The organism is Rhizobium sp. 01L410 (assembly GCF_056400165.1).
Window position 1 is genome coordinate 361,118 of sequence record NZ_JBFTST010000001.1, and the last position, 18,112, is coordinate 379,229.

17 protein-coding genes and 1 riboswitch are annotated in these 18,112 nt (G+C 62.3%); of the genes, 9 read left to right on the plus strand and 8 right to left on the minus strand.

All coding sequences use genetic code 11. The features are described from left to right. Window positions 1-148: 148 nt before the first annotated feature. The 5 genes from AC1DV9_RS01675 (at window position 149) to AC1DV9_RS01695 (ending at window position 7,757) form a co-directional block, all read left to right on the plus strand. The gene (locus AC1DV9_RS01675) at window positions 149-2,710 is read left to right on the plus strand and encodes a GcvT family protein (protein ID WP_112388595.1); all 2,562 of its coding nucleotides are present in this window, start codon (window positions 149-151) and stop codon (window positions 2,708-2,710) included. Between the two features lie 146 nt (window positions 2,711-2,856). Beyond that, window positions 2,857-3,555 carry a GntR family transcriptional regulator gene (locus AC1DV9_RS01680; RefSeq protein WP_477945816.1) on the plus strand — a complete coding sequence of 233 codons (699 nt, stop codon included), beginning with the start codon at window positions 2,857-2,859 and terminating at the stop codon, window positions 3,553-3,555. Window positions 3,556-3,736: 181 nt separating this feature from the next. Beyond that, window positions 3,737-4,936: an amidohydrolase family protein gene (locus AC1DV9_RS01685; protein WP_477945818.1), complete on the plus strand. Its 1,200-nt coding sequence runs from the start codon at window positions 3,737-3,739 to the stop codon at window positions 4,934-4,936. Beyond that, on the plus strand, window positions 4,936-6,516 hold the full coding sequence (locus AC1DV9_RS01690; RefSeq protein ID WP_477945819.1) for a gamma-glutamyltransferase family protein: 1,581 nt from the start codon (window positions 4,936-4,938) through the stop codon (window positions 6,514-6,516). The genes AC1DV9_RS01685 and AC1DV9_RS01690 overlap by 1 nt, the downstream gene beginning before the upstream one ends. After that, the gene (locus tag AC1DV9_RS01695) at window positions 6,516-7,757 is read left to right on the plus strand and encodes an amidohydrolase family protein (protein ID WP_477945821.1); all 1,242 of its coding nucleotides are present in this window, start codon (window positions 6,516-6,518) and stop codon (window positions 7,755-7,757) included. Before AC1DV9_RS01690 ends, AC1DV9_RS01695 begins: the two co-directional genes overlap by 1 nt. Here AC1DV9_RS01695 and minE read toward each other — a convergent pair. The 5 genes from minE to AC1DV9_RS01720 form a co-directional block, all read right to left on the minus strand. After that, on the minus strand, window positions 7,754-8,011 hold the full coding sequence (gene minE / locus AC1DV9_RS01700; protein ID WP_112597048.1) for a cell division topological specificity factor MinE: 258 nt from the start codon (window positions 8,009-8,011) through the stop codon (window positions 7,754-7,756). The genes AC1DV9_RS01695 and minE overlap by 4 nt on opposite strands. Further along, a complete protein-coding gene (gene minD / locus AC1DV9_RS01705; RefSeq protein WP_112388598.1) occupies window positions 8,008-8,823 on the minus strand; it encodes a septum site-determining protein MinD in 816 nt (271 codons plus the stop codon). Before minD ends, minE begins: the two co-directional genes overlap by 4 nt. Window positions 8,824-8,854: 31 nt before the next feature. Continuing rightward, window positions 8,855-9,601 (minus strand): septum site-determining protein MinC, encoded by a 747-nt coding sequence (gene minC / locus AC1DV9_RS01710; RefSeq protein WP_477946351.1) that lies wholly within the window; start codon window positions 9,599-9,601, stop codon window positions 8,855-8,857. A gap of 131 nt (window positions 9,602-9,732) precedes the next feature. After that, the gene (locus tag AC1DV9_RS01715) at window positions 9,733-10,671 is read right to left on the minus strand and encodes an ABC transporter substrate-binding protein (protein ID WP_477945823.1); all 939 of its coding nucleotides are present in this window, start codon (window positions 10,669-10,671) and stop codon (window positions 9,733-9,735) included. A gap of 33 nt (window positions 10,672-10,704) precedes the next feature. Next, window positions 10,705-11,445 (minus strand): ABC transporter permease, encoded by a 741-nt coding sequence (locus AC1DV9_RS01720; RefSeq protein WP_477945825.1) that lies wholly within the window; start codon window positions 11,443-11,445, stop codon window positions 10,705-10,707. A 111-nt stretch (window positions 11,446-11,556) separates the two neighbouring features. Then, a riboswitch (TPP riboswitch) is annotated at window positions 11,557-11,659 on the minus strand. Between the two features lie 141 nt (window positions 11,660-11,800). Between AC1DV9_RS01720 and AC1DV9_RS01725 the strand changes: the two genes are divergently transcribed. Together AC1DV9_RS01725 and AC1DV9_RS01730 are read left to right on the plus strand one after the other, a co-directional pair. After that, on the plus strand, window positions 11,801-12,433 hold the full coding sequence (locus AC1DV9_RS01725; protein WP_112388601.1) for an outer membrane protein: 633 nt from the start codon (window positions 11,801-11,803) through the stop codon (window positions 12,431-12,433). 179 nt (window positions 12,434-12,612) lie between these two features. Then, a complete protein-coding gene (locus AC1DV9_RS01730) occupies window positions 12,613-12,858 on the plus strand; it encodes a hypothetical protein (RefSeq protein ID WP_112388602.1) in 246 nt (81 codons plus the stop codon). Between the two features lie 74 nt (window positions 12,859-12,932). On the opposite strand, the gene AC1DV9_RS01735 is transcribed toward AC1DV9_RS01730, so the two are convergent. After that, window positions 12,933-13,862 (minus strand): sugar ABC transporter substrate-binding protein, encoded by a 930-nt coding sequence (locus tag AC1DV9_RS01735; RefSeq protein ID WP_442208593.1) that lies wholly within the window; start codon window positions 13,860-13,862, stop codon window positions 12,933-12,935. 180 nt (window positions 13,863-14,042) lie between these two features. Continuing rightward, the gene (locus AC1DV9_RS01740; protein ID WP_477945826.1) at window positions 14,043-15,077 is read right to left on the minus strand and encodes a sterol desaturase family protein; all 1,035 of its coding nucleotides are present in this window, start codon (window positions 15,075-15,077) and stop codon (window positions 14,043-14,045) included. A gap of 145 nt (window positions 15,078-15,222) precedes the next feature. Between AC1DV9_RS01740 and AC1DV9_RS01745 the strand changes: the two genes are divergently transcribed. Continuing rightward, the gene (locus tag AC1DV9_RS01745; RefSeq protein ID WP_477941664.1) at window positions 15,223-16,233 is read left to right on the plus strand and encodes a LacI family DNA-binding transcriptional regulator; all 1,011 of its coding nucleotides are present in this window, start codon (window positions 15,223-15,225) and stop codon (window positions 16,231-16,233) included. 18 nt (window positions 16,234-16,251) lie between these two features. Continuing rightward, on the plus strand, window positions 16,252-17,085 hold the full coding sequence (locus AC1DV9_RS01750) for a sugar phosphate isomerase/epimerase family protein (RefSeq protein ID WP_477945827.1): 834 nt from the start codon (window positions 16,252-16,254) through the stop codon (window positions 17,083-17,085). On the opposite strand, the gene AC1DV9_RS01755 is transcribed toward AC1DV9_RS01750, so the two are convergent. Then, a complete protein-coding gene (locus tag AC1DV9_RS01755) occupies window positions 17,086-18,084 on the minus strand; it encodes a Gfo/Idh/MocA family oxidoreductase (protein WP_477945828.1) in 999 nt (332 codons plus the stop codon). Between the last annotated feature and the right edge of the window lie 28 nt (window positions 18,085-18,112).

Sequence of the window (18,112 nt, forward strand, 5' to 3'; positions counted from 1 at the left end):
TGCAGAGATGTCGCAAAAGAGCCAGCGGGTTCGCGTCTCGAATAGACAAGCCCCTTGGCGGATCGCTACATCTTATTGTCGTGGATCGACTGTAGTGCCGTTTCGGCCTGTACTAGATTCGGCGCACCAAGATTCAAGGGTTCAAGTGATGGCGGAATTTCCAAGCAAGGCTAAAGTCGTAATCATCGGTCTCGGCGGCATCGTCGGCGCCTCGATCGCTCATCACCTGATCGAGCGCGGCTGGGACGACATTGTCGGCATCGACAAATCGGGGATCCCGACCGATATCGGATCGACGGCGCACGCCTCCGACTTCTGTTACACCACCAGCCACGACTATCTCAGCGTCTGGACGACGCAGTATTCGATCGATTTCTACGAGAAGATGGGCCACTACGCCCGTATCGGCGGTCTGGAAGTTGCCCGCACTGGCGACGACACCTGGATGGAAGAGATTAAGCGCAAGCTGAGCTCCGCCAAGGCCTTCGGCACCAACGCCCGCTACGTCTCGCCCTCCGAGATCAAGGAAATGTTCCCGCTGATCGAGGAAGATCAGGTTCAGGGCGGCATGTTCGACCCCGATGCCGGCCTCGTCATCCCGCGCTCGCAGACGGTTGCCGGCAAGCTGGTCGATGCGGCCGAAAAGTCCGGCAAGCTGAAGATGTTCGGCAATACGCCGGCGAAGTCGCTGATCGTTGAAGGCGGCCGCATCAAGGGCGTTGTCACCCATCGCGGCACCATCATGGCCGATCACGTCATCGTCTGCGCCGGCCTCTGGGGCCGCCTGATCGCAGAAATGGTCGGCGAAGACCTGCCGGTGATGCCGGTCGATCACCCGCTGACCTTTTTCGGCCCCTATAACGAATTCGAAGGCACCGGCAAGGAAATCGGCTTCCCGCTGCTGCGCGACCAGGGCAACTCCGCCTATATGCGCGACACCGGCGACCCGGCGACCACCGAAGGCGGCCAGATCGAGTGGGGCTATTACGAGACCACCAATCCGCGCATGTGCCATCCGCGCGACCTGCTCGAAAAGCACGAAGCACGCCTCTCGCCCTCGCAGCGCGACCTGGAAATGGAACAGATCATCGAGCCGCTCGAGCGCGCCATGGAACTGACGCCGATCCTGGGCGAACTCGGCTACAACGAAGGCCACTCCTTCAACGGTCTGCTACAGGTTTCGGCCGGCGGCGGCGCCTCCTGCGGCGAGAGCCAGAAGGTTCGCGGTCTTTGGTATTGCGTCGCCATCTGGGTCAAGGACGGCCCGGGCTACGGCAAGCTGATCGCCGACTGGATGACCGACGGCCGCACCGAGATCGACCACAACTCGATCGATTACGCGCGCTTCTATCCGCATCAACTGACGGAAGAGTTCATCGAGGGACGCTGCTACGAAGCCGCGCAGAAGATCTACTTCCCGGCCGTTCATACCCGCGAACCCTATGCATCCGGCCGCAACGCCAAGCGCTCACCCTTCTACGAGCGCGAAAAGGAACTCGGCGGCTACTTCATGGAGCTCGGCGGCTGGGAGCGCGCCCATGGCTACGCCGCCAACGAACACCTCCTGGAAAAATACGCCGACCGCGTGCCGGTTCGCGAAAACGAATGGGACAACCGCCACTTCTGGCGCGTCTCGAATGCCGAGCATCTGGCGATGAGCGAGGATTGCGGCATCGTCAATCTCAGCCATTTTCACATGGTCGACATCGAAGGGCCTGATCATGTCGAGCTCCTCGAATGGCTCTGCGCCGCCAAGATCGGTGGCGACGCCAATATCGGCAAGGGCATCTACACCCACTTCCTCGACGACGAGGGCATGGTTCGCGCCGACTTCACCGTCATCCGCATGGCCGACCGCTGCCGTCTGATCAACGGCGCCGATGCCGGCCCGCGCGACTTCCACTACATGAAGCGCGTTGCGCAGGACCGCGGCCTCGATGTCACCATCACCGACGTCGCGGAGAAGTACATCACCGTCGGCATCTGGGGCCCGAATGCCCGCGAGACGCTGAAGAAGGTGGTTGCCGATCCCTCGGGCCTCGATGCCGAAAACTTCGCCTTCGCCGCCATCAAGCCGATCGAAATCGCCGGCAAGACGGTGACCGCATTCCGCATCTCCTATGTCGGCGAACAGGGCTGGGAACTGCACATGAAATACGAGGACGGCCTCGCCGTCTGGGATGCCCTGCGCTCGACGGGCGTCATGGCCTTCGGCGTCGAAACCTATGCAAACTCACGCCGCATGGAAAAGAGCCTGCGCCTGCAGAATGCCGACCTTCTGACCCAGTACAACCTGATCGAAAGCGATCTGGCGCGTCCGAAGGTCAAGGAAGCCGATTTCCGCGGCAAGGCCAAGCACCTGGAATACAAGGCCCGCGAACACCAGCCGGCGATGCTCTGCACCCTGGTGATGACCGAGAATACCGACAAGTCGGGCGTCAAGCGCTATCCGGTCGGTTCCATGCCGGTCATGGATCCGGAAACCGGTGCCGTGCTGATCGACGAACTCGGCCGCCGCTCCTACACGACCTCGGTCGCCTTCGGCCCGACGATCGGCAAGAACATTGCGCTCGCCTACCTGCCCTGGGAATATTGCCAGGTCGGGCGCAAGCTGAATGTCGAATATTTCGCCGAAACCTATCCGGTCGAAGTGGCTGGCGTCGGCTACAAGCCGCTCTACGACGCCGAAAACCTGAAGCCGCGCAGCTAACAACGGCGCATTTTCAGGCAGACATCCGAACCCGCCGTGTCTCATGACGCGGCGGGTTTTGCGTTTCGGCATCGGCCCGTTCAGCCGATTGCCGTATCCGTAGAGGCGCAGTAATGTATACAGGAATCCGCAACCAGCAGGCCCTCATGTCTTCAAATTCCGATCGCGTCGAAACCGCCACTCTTGCGCTGCGCCGTGCCATCGTCGAACAGGCGCTGAAAGCCGGTACCAAGCTGCCGGAAGATGAGATCGGCAGGCACTTTTCGATGAGCCGGACGCTGGTTCGTGCGGTGCTGGCGAAGCTGCAGACGCAGGGGCTTGTCGATACCTATCACAAGCGCACCGCGACCGTTGCCCAGCCCAGCCTTGAAGAGGCTCGCGATGTGTTTGCCGTGCGTCGGGCGCTCGAGCGCGAGGCGATGAAGGCGGTCATCAAGCGCTGGTCTCCGGCCATCGAGAAAGCGCTCAGAAGCCATGTGAGCGAGGAGGAAGAGGCGCATGCGAGGGGCGATTCCCGTCTTTCCACCCGGCTTGCCGGCGAGTTTCACCTGAAGCTCGCCACGCTTTCCGGCAACGCCCTTCTCGAACGCTACCTGTTCGAACTCGTCTCGCGCTGCTCGCTGATCCTGGCGATGTACAGCCGCCCGCATTCCAGCGAATGCGCCATCAGCGAACATTCCGCCCTGATCGCCGCCTTGAAGACCGGCGATGCGACGGCCGCGGAACGCCTGATGGACGAGCATCTGATCTCGGTCGAGACCCGGGCGCTGATTGCGAACGAAGGCGAGGACCACCCGGATCTCGGCAGCATTCTTGCGCGCTATAGCGGCGACACAAGTTCTTAAGCCGCTGCCACTTTTGTAATCATGTATACATAATTTTGCCTTTTCTGTAGACATGTTGTAGAGGCTACATCCAAACCTAATGCAGGCCATGCCCTGCGAAGCTGCGTCATTCGCGCGCGCACGGCATCTGGCACTCGGCTTGCTAGGAATGGTACGGCGCTCAAGATCAAGGAAGAACACGATGGCTGATATCGAAACCGTCTTTACCAACGCCCGGCTGCCGGACGGTTCGCTGAAGAACATTGGCGTCGCCGACGGCAGGATCGTTTCACTGGAGCCTGCCGGAGAGGCGACCGGACCGGTGGAGGCTGCCGATCTCGAATACGCCCTCGTCGTGCCCGGCTTTGTCGAAGGCCATATTCATCTCGATACCAGCTTCTATGGCGACGCCTGGATCCCGCACAAGCCCTGCACGAATGGCTTCGATGTCCACCAGCGTGTCGCTTTTCAGGCCGAAAACATGGCGCAGGCCGCGCCGATGGCGGAGCGGGCTCGCAACCAGCTCGATCTCTGCATCGCCAATGGCGCGACGGCGATGCGCAGCCATGTCATGGTCGACGGCTCGGTCGGCCTGAGGTCGCTGGAGACCATTCTGAAGGTTCGCGAGGAGTACCGCGATCTGATCGATATCCAGCTCGTCGCCTTCCCGCAGAGCGGCATTTTGAAAAGCCCCGGCACTCCGGAGCTGCTCGATGCCGCCATCGGCCTCGGCGCCGACCTGATCGGCGGTCTCGATCCGGCAAGTTTCGACCGCGACGTCACGGCCCACCTCGCCGTCGTCTTCGGCATTGCCGAAAAGCGCGGCGTCGATATCGATATCCATCTGCATGACGCCGGCACACTCGGACTTTTCACCATCGAGGAAATCTGCGCCCGCACGAGGGCGCTCGGCATGGGCGGTCACGTCACGGTCAGCCATGCTTACGGCCTTGGCGACCTCGCGCCGGACGCAGCACGCAAGGCTGCCGATCTGATTGCCGCGAGTGGCGTCTCGATCATGACCAACGCGCCGGGCAACCACAATTTTCCGCCGGTCGCGTTGCTGCGCAAGGCAGGCGTGACGGTTTTCAGCGGCAGCGACAACATTCGCGACAGCTGGTGGCCCTATGGCGATGGCGACATGCTGCGCCGGGCCGAGATCATCGGCTACCGCTCCGGCTTCTACACCGACGATGAACTCACCGCGGCCTTCGATGTCGTCACCGCCGCGGGTGCCAAGGCGCTCCGCCTTGAAGGCTACGGGCTTGAGATCGGCGCCAAAGCAGATTTCGTGACATTGGACGCGCCACACATACCGCAGGCCGTCGTTAGCGTGCCGAAGAACCGCAAGGTGTTCAAGGCTGGCCGGCTGGTGGCCCAGGGCGGGGCGGTGATCCGCTGATGTCGGCCGCCGGACGCCGCCAGAGCCAGAGCTTCAACGCGACCTCGCAGACGGCGATGGTGACGGCACCGCACTGGCTTGCGGCGGAGGCGGGAGAAAAGGCTCTGAAGCGCGGCGGCAACGCGATCGAGGCGATCATCGCTGCGGGCGCTGCGCTGTCCGTCGTCTATCCGCATTTCTGCGGCCTTGGCGGCGATGCGATCTGGATGATCGCCGACGCCTCGGGCAAGGCCACGACCTTTCTTGGCATCGGGCAGGCGGCCGAACATCTGCCGGCGCTGACCGATATGCCGCTCCGCGGTCCGTTGTCGGCGCTGACCAGCGCCTGTCTGGTCGACAGCTGGGAACACCTGCTCGATCATTCGGGTACGGCATGGGGCGGGAGTGAAACGCTTGCCGCCCTTCTGGACGATGCCATCGCGCTTGCCGAGAACGGCTTTCCTGTCAGCCCTTCGCAGCGCTTCTGGCACCAATTCCGCAAGGGCGAATTGGCGTCGTGGCCCGGATTTTCGGCGCTCTTTGCTGATGACGTCATCCAGCGCCAGCCGGCCCTGGCGGCAACGCTGCGCGCCATCGCAGAGAACGGTCCACGAGAGTTCTATGAAGGCGCCCTCGCCCGCCGTATCGCCTTGGGCCTCGCCGAAGCGGGGTCGCCGGTAACAGCCAGCGATCTCGCCAGGACCCGGACGATCGCCGGGGAGCCTCTGTCTCTCCCCTACCGCGGCATGACGCTGCTCGCCCCGCCGCCGCCGACGCAAGGCATTACGACGCTCGGCATTATGGGCGTGCTCGGCGAATTGGCGATGGCGAGTTTCGATCATCGAGAAGCCAGTTTCTATCATCATCTCGTCGAGGCGGTGAAGCAGGCCTTTCTCGACCGGCCGTCGATCGCCGATCCGCTCTTCGCCGCCATCGACCCACAGCGGTTGCTGGCGCCCGAGTGGCTGTCGGCGAAAGCGCAGGTGATCGACCCCGGCCATGCGATACCATGGCCGCACCCATACAAGCATGGCGACACGGCGTTCCTGGCTGCCGTCGATGCCGAAGGGCGCTGTGTCTCGATGCTGCAGAGCATCTATTTCGATTGGGGCAGCGGCGTCATCGCCGGTGACACCGGGATTCTCTGGCAGAACCGCGGTGCGGCTTTCAGCCTCGATCCGGCAAGCCCGAACCATCTGAGACCCGGCAAGCGGCCATTCTATACGCTGAACCCCGGCATGGCGTTGAAAAATGGGCGCCCGCATCTGCTTTATGGCACGCAGGGCGCCGACGGTCAGCCGCAGACGCTGGCGCTGCTGCTGTCGCTGCTCATCGACCATGGGCTCGACCCGCTGGCTGCCCTGTCGCAACCGCGCTTCCTGCTCGGACGAACCTTCTCGGACGCCAGGGACAGTCTGAAGATCGAAGCCAATGCCGGCGCTTCGGTGCTGGAAGGCTTGGGGGCGCTCGGCCACGAGGTCAGCAGCATCGATGCCCTCAGCCAGATCGGCGGCCAGGCCGGGATCATCTGCATCGGTGATGACAAGGCGATCACCGGCGCCCACGATCCGCGCAGCGATGGCGGGGCGATCGGTCTCTGATGATGAGCACGCCGGTTTTCGATCTGCTGATCCGCGATGCGCGCCTCGAGCCTTTCGATGGGCCTGTCGATATCGGCATCGCCGGAGAGCGCATCGCGGCGATCGGTGCGAACCTCGTCTGCGAGGCCATCGAGACGACGGATGCTCAGGGCGCCTTTGCCAGCCGTGGTTTTACCGACAGCCACGTTCATCTCGACAAGGCCTGCATCCTCGATCGTTGCAGCATATGCGAGGGAACGCTGGCCGAGGCTATCAGCGAGACGGCGAAAGCTAAGGCCGATTTCACCGAGAAGGACGTCTATGCCCGCGCGGCACGCGTCGTCGAAAAGGCGATCGTCAACGGCACAATGCGCATGCGCACCTTCGTCGAGATCGATCCGCGCGCCGGCATGCGCTCTTTCGAGGCGATCAAGCGGGTTCGCCGCGACTATGCCTTCGCGATCGATATCGAGATCTGCGCCTTCGCACAGGACGGACTGACAAACGAGCCGCAGACGCTTGAAATGCTCGACGCGGCGCTCGCGGATGGAGCCGACCTCGTCGGCGGAGCGCCCTATATCGATCCCCATCCGCGGGGCCAGATCCGGATGATCTTCGATCTGGCGGAAAAGCACGGCACGGCCGTCGATTTCCATCTCGATTTCGATCTTTCGCCGGACAGGACCAATTTGCCTGCGGTGATCGAGGAGACGGTGCGCCGCAGCTACCAGGGCCGCGTCTCGCTCGGCCACATGACCAGCCTCTCCGCGATGGCGCCCGAAGAGGTTTTTGTCATCGCACGGCAATTGAAAGCGGTGGGCATTGCCGTCACGACACTGCCCTCCACCGATCTCTTCCTGAATGGCCGCAGTCATGACCGGCTGGTGCCGCGCGGCGTGGCACCAGCCCATCTGCTGGCGTCCGAGGGGGTGCTGACCTCGATCGCCAGCAACAATATCCTCAATCCCTTCACGCCCTATGGTGATGCATCGCTGCTGAGAATGGCCAATCTCTATGCCAATGTCGCGCAGCTTTCGCGGCGCGGCGACATGCAGCTGGCCTTCGAGATGATCAGCACCTCGGCAGCGCGGATCATGGGCAAGGATGAGCAGCCGATCGAGATCGGCGCGCCTGCCGATATCATCCTGATCGATTGCATCGACCGGGAACAGGCGATCCGCGAAAACGCCCGCGTCATCTTTGGATGCAAACGCGGGCGCAGGACTTTCGAGGCACCAAGGTCGGTGATCGTGCGCCGCTAGGCGGCGCGGGCCGCCTTCGCCGGAATTTCAACGTCGATCTCCAGCACCGAGACATGCTCGCCGCGGTCGATCTTCACCTGCAGCCGGTCGCCGTCGATCTCTACATGCCTGGCGATCACGGCGAGGATTTCCTCGCGCAGGATCGAGACCAGGTCGGCCCCGGGCGTGATGCGCTCATGAGCGAGCAGAAGCTGCAGCCGCTCGCGGGCAACAGGAGCGGACTTTTTCTTCTGGAAGAAGTTGAACACGTTCATGCTGCCCTCCGTCCGAAGATCTTGCCGAACAGGCCGCGCTTCTCGCCAGGTACCGTAACCGGCACCACTTCGCCTGCCAGGCGGCGGGCGGCTTCGAAATAGGCCTTGGCCGGCGCCGTGTTCTGATCGGCAAGCGTCACCGGCGCACCGATATTGGAAGCGCGCAGGACGTCCATGCTCTCAGGAATGATGCCGAGCAGCGGAATCGAGAGGATTTCCAGCACGTCGTCGACCTTCAGCATGTCGCCACGCTCGGCACGGGTCACGTCGTAGCGGGTCAGCAGCAGGTGCTTTTCGATCCGCTCGCCGTTTTCGGCCTTCGCCGTCTTGGAATCGAGCAGGCCGATGATGCGGTCGGAGTCGCGAACCGAGGAGACCTCGGGGTTGGTGACGACGACGGCGATGTCGGCATGGCGCATGGCGAGCGTGGCGCCGCGTTCGATGCCGGCCGGGCTATCACAGATGATCCAGTCGAAATTGCGCTTCAGATCGTTGATGACCTGCTCGACGCCCTCGGCGGTCAGGCAATCCTTGTCGCGCGTCTGCGAGGCCGGCAGCAGGAACAGCGTTTCCAGCCGCTTGTCGCGGATCAGCGCCTGCGAGAGCTTGGCATCGCCCTGGATGACGTTGACCAGATCGTAGACGACCCGGCGTTCGGCGCCCATGACAAGATCGAGATTGCGCAGGCCGACGTCGAAATCGACGACCACGACCTTTTCGTTGCGCTGCGCCAGAGCGGCGCCAAGTGCGGCCGTAGAGGTCGTCTTGCCAACGCCACCCTTACCCGAGGTAACAACTATGACTTTACCCATATCCCCTCTCCTGTCCTAAACCATTCGTCCGTTAAATCAGCCGCGATGCGAGGATCGCGTCATTTTCGAGCCAGAGCTGCGCAGGCTGGCCGCGCAGTTCGGCGGGCAGATCGTCTGCCGTCTTGTAGATGCCGTCGATCGCCAGCAGTTCCGCTTCCAGCTTGCGGCAGAAAATCCGAGCCGATGAGTTGCCGACCGAACCTGCCAGCGCCCGGCCGCGAAGCGCGCCGTAGATATGGATGGAGCCGCCGGCGATGATCTCGGCGCCCGAAGCGACCGATCCGATGATCGTCACGTCGCCTTCCGGGAAGATGATCGACTGGCCCGAGCGCACCGGCTCGTGCAGAACCATCGATGACAATGTGGCGCGCGTTACCTGAACGGGCGCGGCGGCCTGCATCTGCGCCTCGGCTTTCGGCGCTGGCTCCTTCGCCTGCGGCACGTCGGCGACATCGACATCGGGTGCCGGGCGGCCGCCGCTCATGCCGGGCGGCATGGTGGCGTCGAGCTGCGATGGCCGCGCTCCTTCGATGCCCATGATCCGGACGCCGCGTTCGCCAAGCGAAGCGATCATCGACTTCAGCTGAGCCCGGTCCGCCTGGAGATCGGCGACATCGAGGACAACCGGCCTTCCCAGGAAAAAGCCTGCCGAACGCTTGGCCAGATCGTCGAGCCGGACCAGCCATTCATCGAAGGGCAGATCGGGCGTCAAAACGACCGCCAGGAACGAACGGCCTTTGATACGGATGGAGCGTGCGTCGGTTAACACGTTAGCAATCTTGGTTAATTTTTGATTGCTTCGGTGTAGCTGCTTCGTGGTTAACAAATAGTTAACGCGCGGCCCCGGCCGCAACGTTCAGTTAACGGCCGGGGACATTTGCACGGCGCCGTGGCAGGGCCGCCACAGGCCTATTTTACCTCGACGGCAAGGTCCTCGACATCGGGCGCGGTCTTAACCAAACCCATATCCTGCATGAAGGCCCCGAACCGCTGGTAGCGGCCGGTATCGAGCGCTGCGGGACGCTTGGCGAAGCGCGGCAGCGTATCGAAGAAGGCCGTGCGGTTCAGTTCGTCGTCGAGAGCAGGATAGGCCTTGACGAACAGCTTCCAGGCTTCCTCGGGGTGGTTGGTGATGAAGATCGAGGCCTGTTCGACGGCCGCGAGAAAGCGTGGCAGGCGCGGATCGGCGATCGAATCGCGATGGGTGACGAAGATCAGCTCGTCATAAGGCGGCACGCCATTTTCTTCCGGAAAGAATGCCCTGCCCTCATGCCCTTCGAGCTTCATCTGCGTCAGCTCGAAATTGCGGAAGCCGCCGACATTGGCATCGACCTTGCCGGCGATCAACGATGGCGACAGGGCGAAATTGACGTTGACCAGCTCGACGTCTTCTTTCGTGAGACCGGCGTTTTCCAGCATCCGCTTCAGCATCGCGTCTTCAAATCCGGTGACGGAAAAGCCGACCTTCTTGCCCTTCAGATCGGCAAGGCTCTTGATCGGCCCGTCGGCAAGCACGGTGACGGTGTTGAGCGGCGTCTCGACCAGCGTGCCAACGCGCACCAGCGGCAATCCGGCTTCGTGGTCGAGGTAGAGGTTGGGCTGGTAATGGATGCCGATATCAGCCTGCTTGGCGGAAATCAGCCGCGGCACCGCCGAGGGATCGGCCGGCGGGATGAGCTCCACATCCAGCCCTTGCGCGGCAAACAGGCCCTTCTGCCCGGCGATGACCAGCGGTGCGTGGTCGGGGTTGACGAACCATTCCAGCATCACCGTCAGCTTGTCGTTGGCAAGCGACGGCGAAGCGAGCGCCGCAAGGGCGAGGAGGGTGGCGGATATCAGACGCAGCATGTTTGCTCCATGATTGTGCAGTTTGAAAATCGTTCAGCGAGTGGTTGCCCACGGCGTCCAGCCGGAGGTGAGCCTGTCGACCACCACCCGGCAGATCAGCGTCATCGCCGCCAGCACCGCCATGGCGGCAAAGACCATGTCGGTCTGCATGCGCGCATTGGCCTGGACCATGACGAAGCCGAGGCCCGCCGAGGCGCCGACCCATTCGCCGATCACGGCGCCGAGCGGCGCCAGCGGGGCGGCGATCCTCAGACCTGAAACGAGTGCCGGAACGGCAAGCGGCATCCGGATGCGGACCAGCGTCTGCCAGTGGCTGGCATTTGTCAGCGATACGGCATCGAGGATATCGCGCTCGGTCCTGCGCAGCCCGTCGGCAAAAGCCGAAGCGACGGGAAAGAAGATGATGATTGTTGCCATGGCGACCTTGGAGGCCATGCCGAAGCCGAGCCAAATGACCAGGATCGGCGCCAGCACAAAGACCGGGAAGGCCTGCAGGATCAGCACCAGCGGCCAGACCAGCACCCCGGCGGCCGGAAAAGCCGACAGCACAAAGGCCGCCGCCGCGCCTGAGATCGCTCCGCAGAGGAATCCCAGCACAATTTCGAGCGCCGTCGTCAGGCTCTGCCCCAGCAGGAACAGCGGCTGCCGCACAAAGACCGAAGCGACCGCCAGCGGCGAAGGCAGGATGAAATGCGCCGGCGCAAACAGCCAGATGACCCCCTGCCAGATCGCAAGGAGCAACACCGCGCCATAGAGAGCATTGAGTGGGCGCATCGTCAGGCCTCAGTGGAAGCTGAGGGGCGTGAGCGCAGCAGAACAGACATGGCTAAGCGATCTCCAGACGGCAATGGAGATCCAGGCAAAGCGAAGACGAAGGGAGATACCGGCGGCATCTTGTTCCGTTCCTACGCCGGCATGACCCGGATCAGGTTCAAGGGTCCAGCTCAGCGCCATCTCAGCATCGTCAGATGCTCCCCTCGGAATGGGCGGGAAACTGTCGCGTTTTCAAAGGACTGTCAATGGTGGATCCGCCGCCTGCGCGGCGCGCAGGCATTTGTGATCGAAAGGGCTAGAGACTTTTGGCCCGGGGCTACCTATCTAACAGTCATGCAATTTAGGGAGACCGAATATGAAATTCGCTATTCTCACCGTTCTTGCTGCTTCGCTGGCGGGAATATCAGCCCAGGCCGCGGACCTGACACCACCGCCTGCGCCGGTCGAACCGGAGGCGATAACGCCGGTTTTCACCTGGTCTGGCCCGTATATCGGTGCCGAGGGTGGCTATAGCTGGACGACCTTCGATCCTGACGGTGCATCCAATGTCGACGCCAACGGCGGGATCCTGGGCGGCTTTGCCGGCTACAACTACCAGTTCGACAATAACTGGGTAATCGGCGTCGAAGGCGATGTCCTCCATAACTGGAACGAAGAGGACACGGCCTTTGGCTCCGTCGAGACGACATGGCAGGGTTCGGTCCGCGCCCGCGTCGGATATGCCTTCGACAACGCCCTGCTCTACGGAACGGCCGGCTGGGCGATCGCCCGGGCAGAAGGTCATCCGACCGGGGCTTCAGATGTTTCCGACACGCTGAACGGCTGGACGATCGGCGCCGGTATCGACTACGCCTTCACCCAGAATATCTTTGCCCGCGGCGAATATCGCTATACCGACTACGGCAGCGGCAACTTCGGCGGTGCGGCGGGCGGTGATTTCGATCTGAACCAGAACACGATCATGATCGGCGTCGGCGTCAAGTTCTGAGTGAACGGGATCAATGTGCGAGCGTGGGCGCGCACGCTTTAACCGGCGTGGCGCGTGGATAGATCATGGCTGAAAATCACGCTTGCCTGCCCCAACATCGCCGTGGAAAACCGGAACACCGTGTTGCACTAAATTAGGACTTCGACAAAAGTCATTCCTCATGATGAGGAATGCTCACAATGCTGTCGGGTCTCGGGACGATCACCATTACGGACGAGAATTACAGCGAGCACGTGGCCTTCGAACTCGGCGAGCGTGACGGCCTGCTGTTTGGCGGCGAAGAGATCCTGCGGCGGGCACAGCGCGCCAAGAAGGTGTTTCTCTTCCTGCTGACATCGCGGCGCGAGTTGCGCATCCGCATTGCCAATGTCGAGCATTCCTGCGCCAATTTCGTCGTCATCAGCGAACCGCTTCCTGCCACCTGAGAGCGTGTGAAAAGGCCACGAGCGGGTCAGCGCTGCGTGGCCTTCATGACGCGGCCCGTGAGGCGAGCCGCGCCTCAGTTCAGATGTTCGAAATCAGCCATGTTCTTCTCCGTCACCAGCTGGAACGGGATCCAGACCTCGCGGTCGATCTTTTCGCCCTTGATTGCCTTCAAAGCCGCATCGATCGAACCCTTGCCCTGACCCTTGGCATCCTGGAAGACCGTGACCTTCAGGTCGCCCGCCTTCATCGCCTGCAGGGCTTCCGGCGTGGCGTCGATACCGGCGACGATGATCTTGTCAGTGGATGCGCCGCCATTCTTCAATGCGGCGATGGCGCCAAGCGCCATCTCGTCGTTGTTGGCAAGAACGGCATCGAACTCGAGGCCCGATGTCAGCCAGTTGGAGACCAGATCGGCGCCGTTGACGCGGCTCCAGTTGCCGACCTGCTCCTGAGCGACCTTCAGGCCGCTGCATTCGGGCGTCGCGATGACGTCATGGACGTCCTGAGTGCGTTGACGCGCAGCCTGGCTCGTCAGGTCGCCGATCATGATGACGACATTGCCCTTGCCGCCCAGGATACGACAGACTTCCTTGGTCTGCAGCGTGCCGGATTCGGCCTCGTTGGAACCGACGAAGGCCTGCTGCTTGCCGAGTGTCGAAAGATCGGTCGGCTGAACGTTGACGTAGATCAGTGGGATGCCGGCATCCTCGGCGACCTTGCTGAGAGCCGGCGTGCCATCGGAATCGACGGGATCGACAATGATGGCCGAGACGCCGCCGGCCGCGAAATTCTTGACCTGGTCGAGCTGCTTGTTGACGTCCGTCGTCGCATCCTCGATCTGCAGCTCGACACCGACGGACTTGGCATAATCCTGCATGCCGTTGACGATCAGCGTCTGAAAATTGTTGGTGAGCGTCCCCATCGAAACACCGATACGATCGGCCGCGTGCGCCTGCGCAGCAAGCACCAGGGCAACCGCGCTGGTGGTCAGCAATTTCAGCATGTTCTCTCCTCCCAGAGATAAGGCGGCGCCAGCCGGCCGCACGAAAACGTTAGCCGGGGAAGATCGCGCAGTCCGTGGAAAAATTGATGAAAATCCCTCATTTGCAGGGATCCGGACAGCAAAAAGGCCCGGCGGAGAAGCCGGGCCTGCGGGTTGCTTGTTGCTTGTTGCTTGGGAAGATCAGCCAGCCTGCCGTTCGCGGCGCGCCTTCTTTTCGGCCCGGCGTCTGGCCTGCTCCATGAACCGCTTGTCCATGCGCTCCTGCGCTTCGGATGAACCGTCGTGGAAAGTGCCGAACCACTTGTCGAGCGGGATCACGCCATCGGCGTAGTTGCACTCGAAATACTTGTGGTGAAGGTAGTGGTCGTAGCTGTGCGTATCGATGGCGCTTTCCTCGCCGACGACGATCTTGTCGAAACCGGCATGGCCGGGCGCCGGTGCAAGGCCGGCATGCGCCAGATGGAAGATCGCATGAACCGGGTTCGACGGAACGATCCAATGGATCAGCACGCCGGAGAAATACAGCAGATGCTCGATCGGGTGCATGGCAAGACCTGACCAGGGGCCGGGATTGACGTTGTTATGATGCAGCTTGTGGACGGCATGATAGAGCGGCGGCCAGTGGATCAGCCGGTGGACCAGATAGAAATGCAGGTCACGGAAGGTCGGGATCAAGAGCATGACCACGGCGCAGTAAACCGGATGCTCGGCGAATGAGACATAGGGAATGATGCCATTGGCAAAGGCCCACAATGTCAGCACTTCGAAAGCCGTCCAGAGCGGCACGGCGCTGGCGAAGGTCCAGATGACATTATCGACCGTCTGATTGCCGAACAGAAAGGCATCATTGCCGACGGAGGGCCATTTGGCATTGAACTTGAAGCTCGTTCCCTGCTTCTTCTGCATGTAGAGGCGCAGGTGGAACGCGCCGAAGAAGACGAAGACGATTGCGGCGTTGCGCACCAGCAGATAGGCAATCCAGCCGATCGAGAAAGCCTTTGCGGTCTCGAGCGACGGCGTCGCGTAGAGCCAAAGCAGCGTGCCGATCGCCGCATAGAGCACGTTCCACGGCATCAGATAGCCCGGATAGCCGAACACCCATTTCAGGAAACGGAGCGGCTGGACCGGCCAGATGAAGACTGGCGGATATTGAATAAGCTTGGAAGGCGCCCAGTCGCCGCGTTTGTTGCGCTTCCCGTAAAGTGTGTCGTCCATCTGATATCCTCCAACTCGTGCCGGAAAATTACCGCAGCAATAGTGCCGTTTCCCATCGCTGTCTTGATGTGTTTTGATCAACTGAGCGATTTCGCCAGAGGCGCTGCAATGCTTGACTGTCGAGCGGAGTTTTGGGGAGGTTTTGATGAAAAAGACGACACTGCAGGATGTCGCCACAGAGGCCCGGCTTGGCATCGCCACCGTCGAGCGCGTCATCAACGGCCGCGGCGGCGTCACCGAGAAGACGGCAGAAAAGGTGATCCGTGCGGCCAAGAAACTCGGCTACGGCGAGCGCTCGACGGAAACGCATCGCGGCGCCATCCGCATCGAGGTCATTCTGGTGCGCCCTGAAACCAGCTTCTTCGCCCGCTTGAACCAGGCCTTCGAGCGCATTGCCGCATCGCTCGACCGCGCCGTCATCCTGCATCGCACCTTCATCAAGGAAAGCGATCCGATCGGCATGGCCCATCACATCGCCAATCCGAGCTTCCGCCGCTCCGGGCTGATCATCTGCGCGCAGGACCACCCGAAGGTCATCGAGAGCCTGCGGCGGGTGCGTGCCGCGGGCGTCGAGGTTGCCCAGGTCGTCACCCGCTGCGACGACCCCGAGGTCCCCTATCTTGGCATCGACAATTATGCCGCCGGGCGCAGCGCCGCCTATTACATGTCCGGCATGCTGGCGGCCCGGCGCGGAAACTTCGCCGCGATCTGTCATAGCGGCGCCTATTCGAACCACCGCCAGCGCATCCAGGGCTTTTCCGATTACGTCACCGAGAAGGGCGCCAATGGCCACGCGGTATCGCTGGTGATGATGGGACGCGACGATGATCTGCAATGCGCGGAACTGCTCGGCGAGGCGCTGCGCCGCGATCCTGAAATCATCGGCGTCTATTCGGCCGGCGGCGGCGACGAAGGTGTCGCCATCGTCCTGCAGCAATGGGCCAGGCAGCGTGATATCTTCTGGGTCGGTCATGAGCTCACCGAGAAGAAGAAGCGCTATCTGGAAACCGGCCTGCTGGATATCTGTCTCGACCAGGCGCCCGAAGTGCAGGCGCGGCGCTCCGTCGATCTCATCCTGCGCAAGCTCGACATCATCCGCACCGAGGTCATCACCGATCCTGTGCGCTTCATGACCGTCAGTGCCCAGAACCTCTAACCAACGACGAGGCCGCCAATGCAATCCCTCACCGTCTTCCAATCCCTCTGGGCCATGGAGCTTCGAAGCGCACTCACCCCGGAGCGCTCGCTCGAGGAGAATATCGGCCTGATATCCGAGGCCGGCTTCGACGGCGTCAGCGCTCACTGGTATGACCGCGCCTATGTCCGGCCACTTGCCGCTTTGCTGAAGGACCACGGCTTGAAGGCGGAGGGGCAATGCTTTCCGAAGACGATCGACGAGTTGAAACCGGCGCTGGAAAATGCCGCAGAATTTGGTGTCTCGCATCTTTGCCTGCAGCCCGACGTCCGGCTGCGCCGGATCGAGGATTGCCTGCCGCTGCTTGAGGGTTGGCATCGGCTTTCAGAAGAGGCCGGCATTCCGGTCTTTATCGAGACGCATCGCGACCGGATGACGACGGACCTGTTCTTCACTCTCGACCTGATGGACCGGCTTCCGGATCTGAAACTGCTCGGCGATCTCTCGCATTTTCTCGTTGGCCGCGAGTTCGCCTGGCCGGTCTCCGATGAGAACCACGAGCTGATGCAGCGGGTTCTCGACAGCTCATGGGCCTTTCATGGCCGCGTCGCCTCGCGCGAGCAGGTGCAGATCGAGATCTCCTTCCCGCATCACAGGCCGTGGGTCGATCTGTTCATGGGCTGGTGGGACTACGGTTTCCGCAGCTGGCGGCAGCGCGCAGGCGCCAACGACGCCCTCGCCTTCACCTGCGAGCTCGGCCCGAAACCCTATGCCATCACCGGCCACGACGGCGAAGACAGCACGGACCGCTGGCAGGAGGCGCTGTTTCTGAAGGACGAGATCCGGGCGCTCTGGGCCCGGACTGCCGCATGATCAGTAAAAATCGGGTTTTTCGTGTTGCGGGACCGCCACCCGCTCGCCCGACTTCCAGGCCTGAAGGCAGGCCTTCGTGACCTGCATCGCCATGAAGCCGTCCCAGGCGCTGGCGCCGGTCGGCTGCCCGGTGAGTATCCCGGACGTCCAGGCTTCCAGCTGTGCCCGGTAGGCCTGCCGGAACCGCGGCCGCCAATCAGGCGGGGTCCGGAAACCGTCATGGCCCTTTGCGCGAAGCATCGTATGCGGCGACGGATCCAGCGATACCGTTCCGTCCTCGCAGACAAGCTCGGCGCGGACGTCATATCCGTATTGGGCGTCGGTGAAGACCTCGATGTCGATGACGACGCCCGATGCGGTCTGCAGCAGGATGAATTGCGGCTGGCGGTTCGGCGCATTCCGCGTCGGCGGCGGGCTGTTGACGAAGGCCGAGGCGATCTCTTCGTCCAGCAGGAAGCGGGCAATATCGAATTCGTGGCCTGCCGAATTGGCAATCACCAGATCCGAGGTCAGATAATCGGGCGCCACCGCGTTGCGGTGGATGCAGTGGAGAAACAGCGCATGGCCGAGTTCCCCCGATTGCAGCGTATGCTTCATCTCGCGATAGCCGGGATCGAAGCGGCGCATGAAACCGACCTGCACCAGACGGCGCCCGGCATTGGTTTCGGCACTGATGATCGCCTCGGCATCCTCGATGCCGGCCGCAAGTGGCTTCTCCACCAGGACCGGCTTACCGGCGGCAATCGCCTTCAGCGCCAGCGCAGCATGTGTTTCATCGGGCGAACAGACCATGACGGCGTCGACATCCGGGTCGGCGATCAGCTCATCCGCACCGGCAAAGACGCGGGCACCGGAGGCCTCGCCAACGGCGATCGCGCGCTCGCGGCTGAAGTCCTGCACAGCGATGAGCCGCGCATTGGCGACACCTTCCGCAAGGATCGCCGCGTGGTCGCTCCCCATCACGCCGGTGCCGATGATACCTATCCTGACCTCTGCCATCGATGTTCCTTTCGGGATTCCGCTTTCG

What these genes read in the sequence shown, in the direction of transcription:
- AC1DV9_RS01675 (WP_112388595.1), top strand. Translation starts at nt 149, where the DNA reads ATGGCGGAATTTCCAAGCAAGGCTAAAGTCGTAATCATCGGTCTCGGC.
- AC1DV9_RS01680 (WP_477945816.1), top strand. Translation starts at nt 2,857, where the DNA reads ATGTCTTCAAATTCCGATCGCGTCGAAACCGCCACTCTTGCGCTGCGC.
- AC1DV9_RS01685 (WP_477945818.1), top strand. Translation starts at nt 3,737, where the DNA reads ATGGCTGATATCGAAACCGTCTTTACCAACGCCCGGCTGCCGGACGGT.
- AC1DV9_RS01690 (WP_477945819.1), top strand. Translation starts at nt 4,936, where the DNA reads ATGTCGGCCGCCGGACGCCGCCAGAGCCAGAGCTTCAACGCGACCTCG.
- AC1DV9_RS01695 (WP_477945821.1), top strand. Translation starts at nt 6,516, where the DNA reads ATGATGAGCACGCCGGTTTTCGATCTGCTGATCCGCGATGCGCGCCTC.
- minE (WP_112597048.1), bottom strand. Translation starts at nt 8,011, where the DNA reads ATGAACGTGTTCAACTTCTTCCAGAAGAAAAAGTCCGCTCCTGTTGCC.
- minD (WP_112388598.1), bottom strand. Translation starts at nt 8,823, where the DNA reads ATGGGTAAAGTCATAGTTGTTACCTCGGGTAAGGGTGGCGTTGGCAAG.
- AC1DV9_RS01715 (WP_477945823.1), bottom strand. Translation starts at nt 10,671, where the DNA reads ATGCTGCGTCTGATATCCGCCACCCTCCTCGCCCTTGCGGCGCTCGCT.
- AC1DV9_RS01720 (WP_477945825.1), bottom strand. Translation starts at nt 11,445, where the DNA reads ATGCGCCCACTCAATGCTCTCTATGGCGCGGTGTTGCTCCTTGCGATC.
- AC1DV9_RS01725 (WP_112388601.1), top strand. Translation starts at nt 11,801, where the DNA reads ATGAAATTCGCTATTCTCACCGTTCTTGCTGCTTCGCTGGCGGGAATA.
- AC1DV9_RS01730 (WP_112388602.1), top strand. Translation starts at nt 12,613, where the DNA reads ATGCTGTCGGGTCTCGGGACGATCACCATTACGGACGAGAATTACAGC.
- AC1DV9_RS01735 (WP_442208593.1), bottom strand. Translation starts at nt 13,862, where the DNA reads ATGCTGAAATTGCTGACCACCAGCGCGGTTGCCCTGGTGCTTGCTGCG.
- AC1DV9_RS01740 (WP_477945826.1), bottom strand. Translation starts at nt 15,077, where the DNA reads ATGGACGACACACTTTACGGGAAGCGCAACAAACGCGGCGACTGGGCG.
- AC1DV9_RS01745 (WP_477941664.1), top strand. Translation starts at nt 15,223, where the DNA reads ATGAAAAAGACGACACTGCAGGATGTCGCCACAGAGGCCCGGCTTGGC.
- AC1DV9_RS01750 (WP_477945827.1), top strand. Translation starts at nt 16,252, where the DNA reads ATGCAATCCCTCACCGTCTTCCAATCCCTCTGGGCCATGGAGCTTCGA.
- AC1DV9_RS01755 (WP_477945828.1), bottom strand. Translation starts at nt 18,084, where the DNA reads ATGGCAGAGGTCAGGATAGGTATCATCGGCACCGGCGTGATGGGGAGC.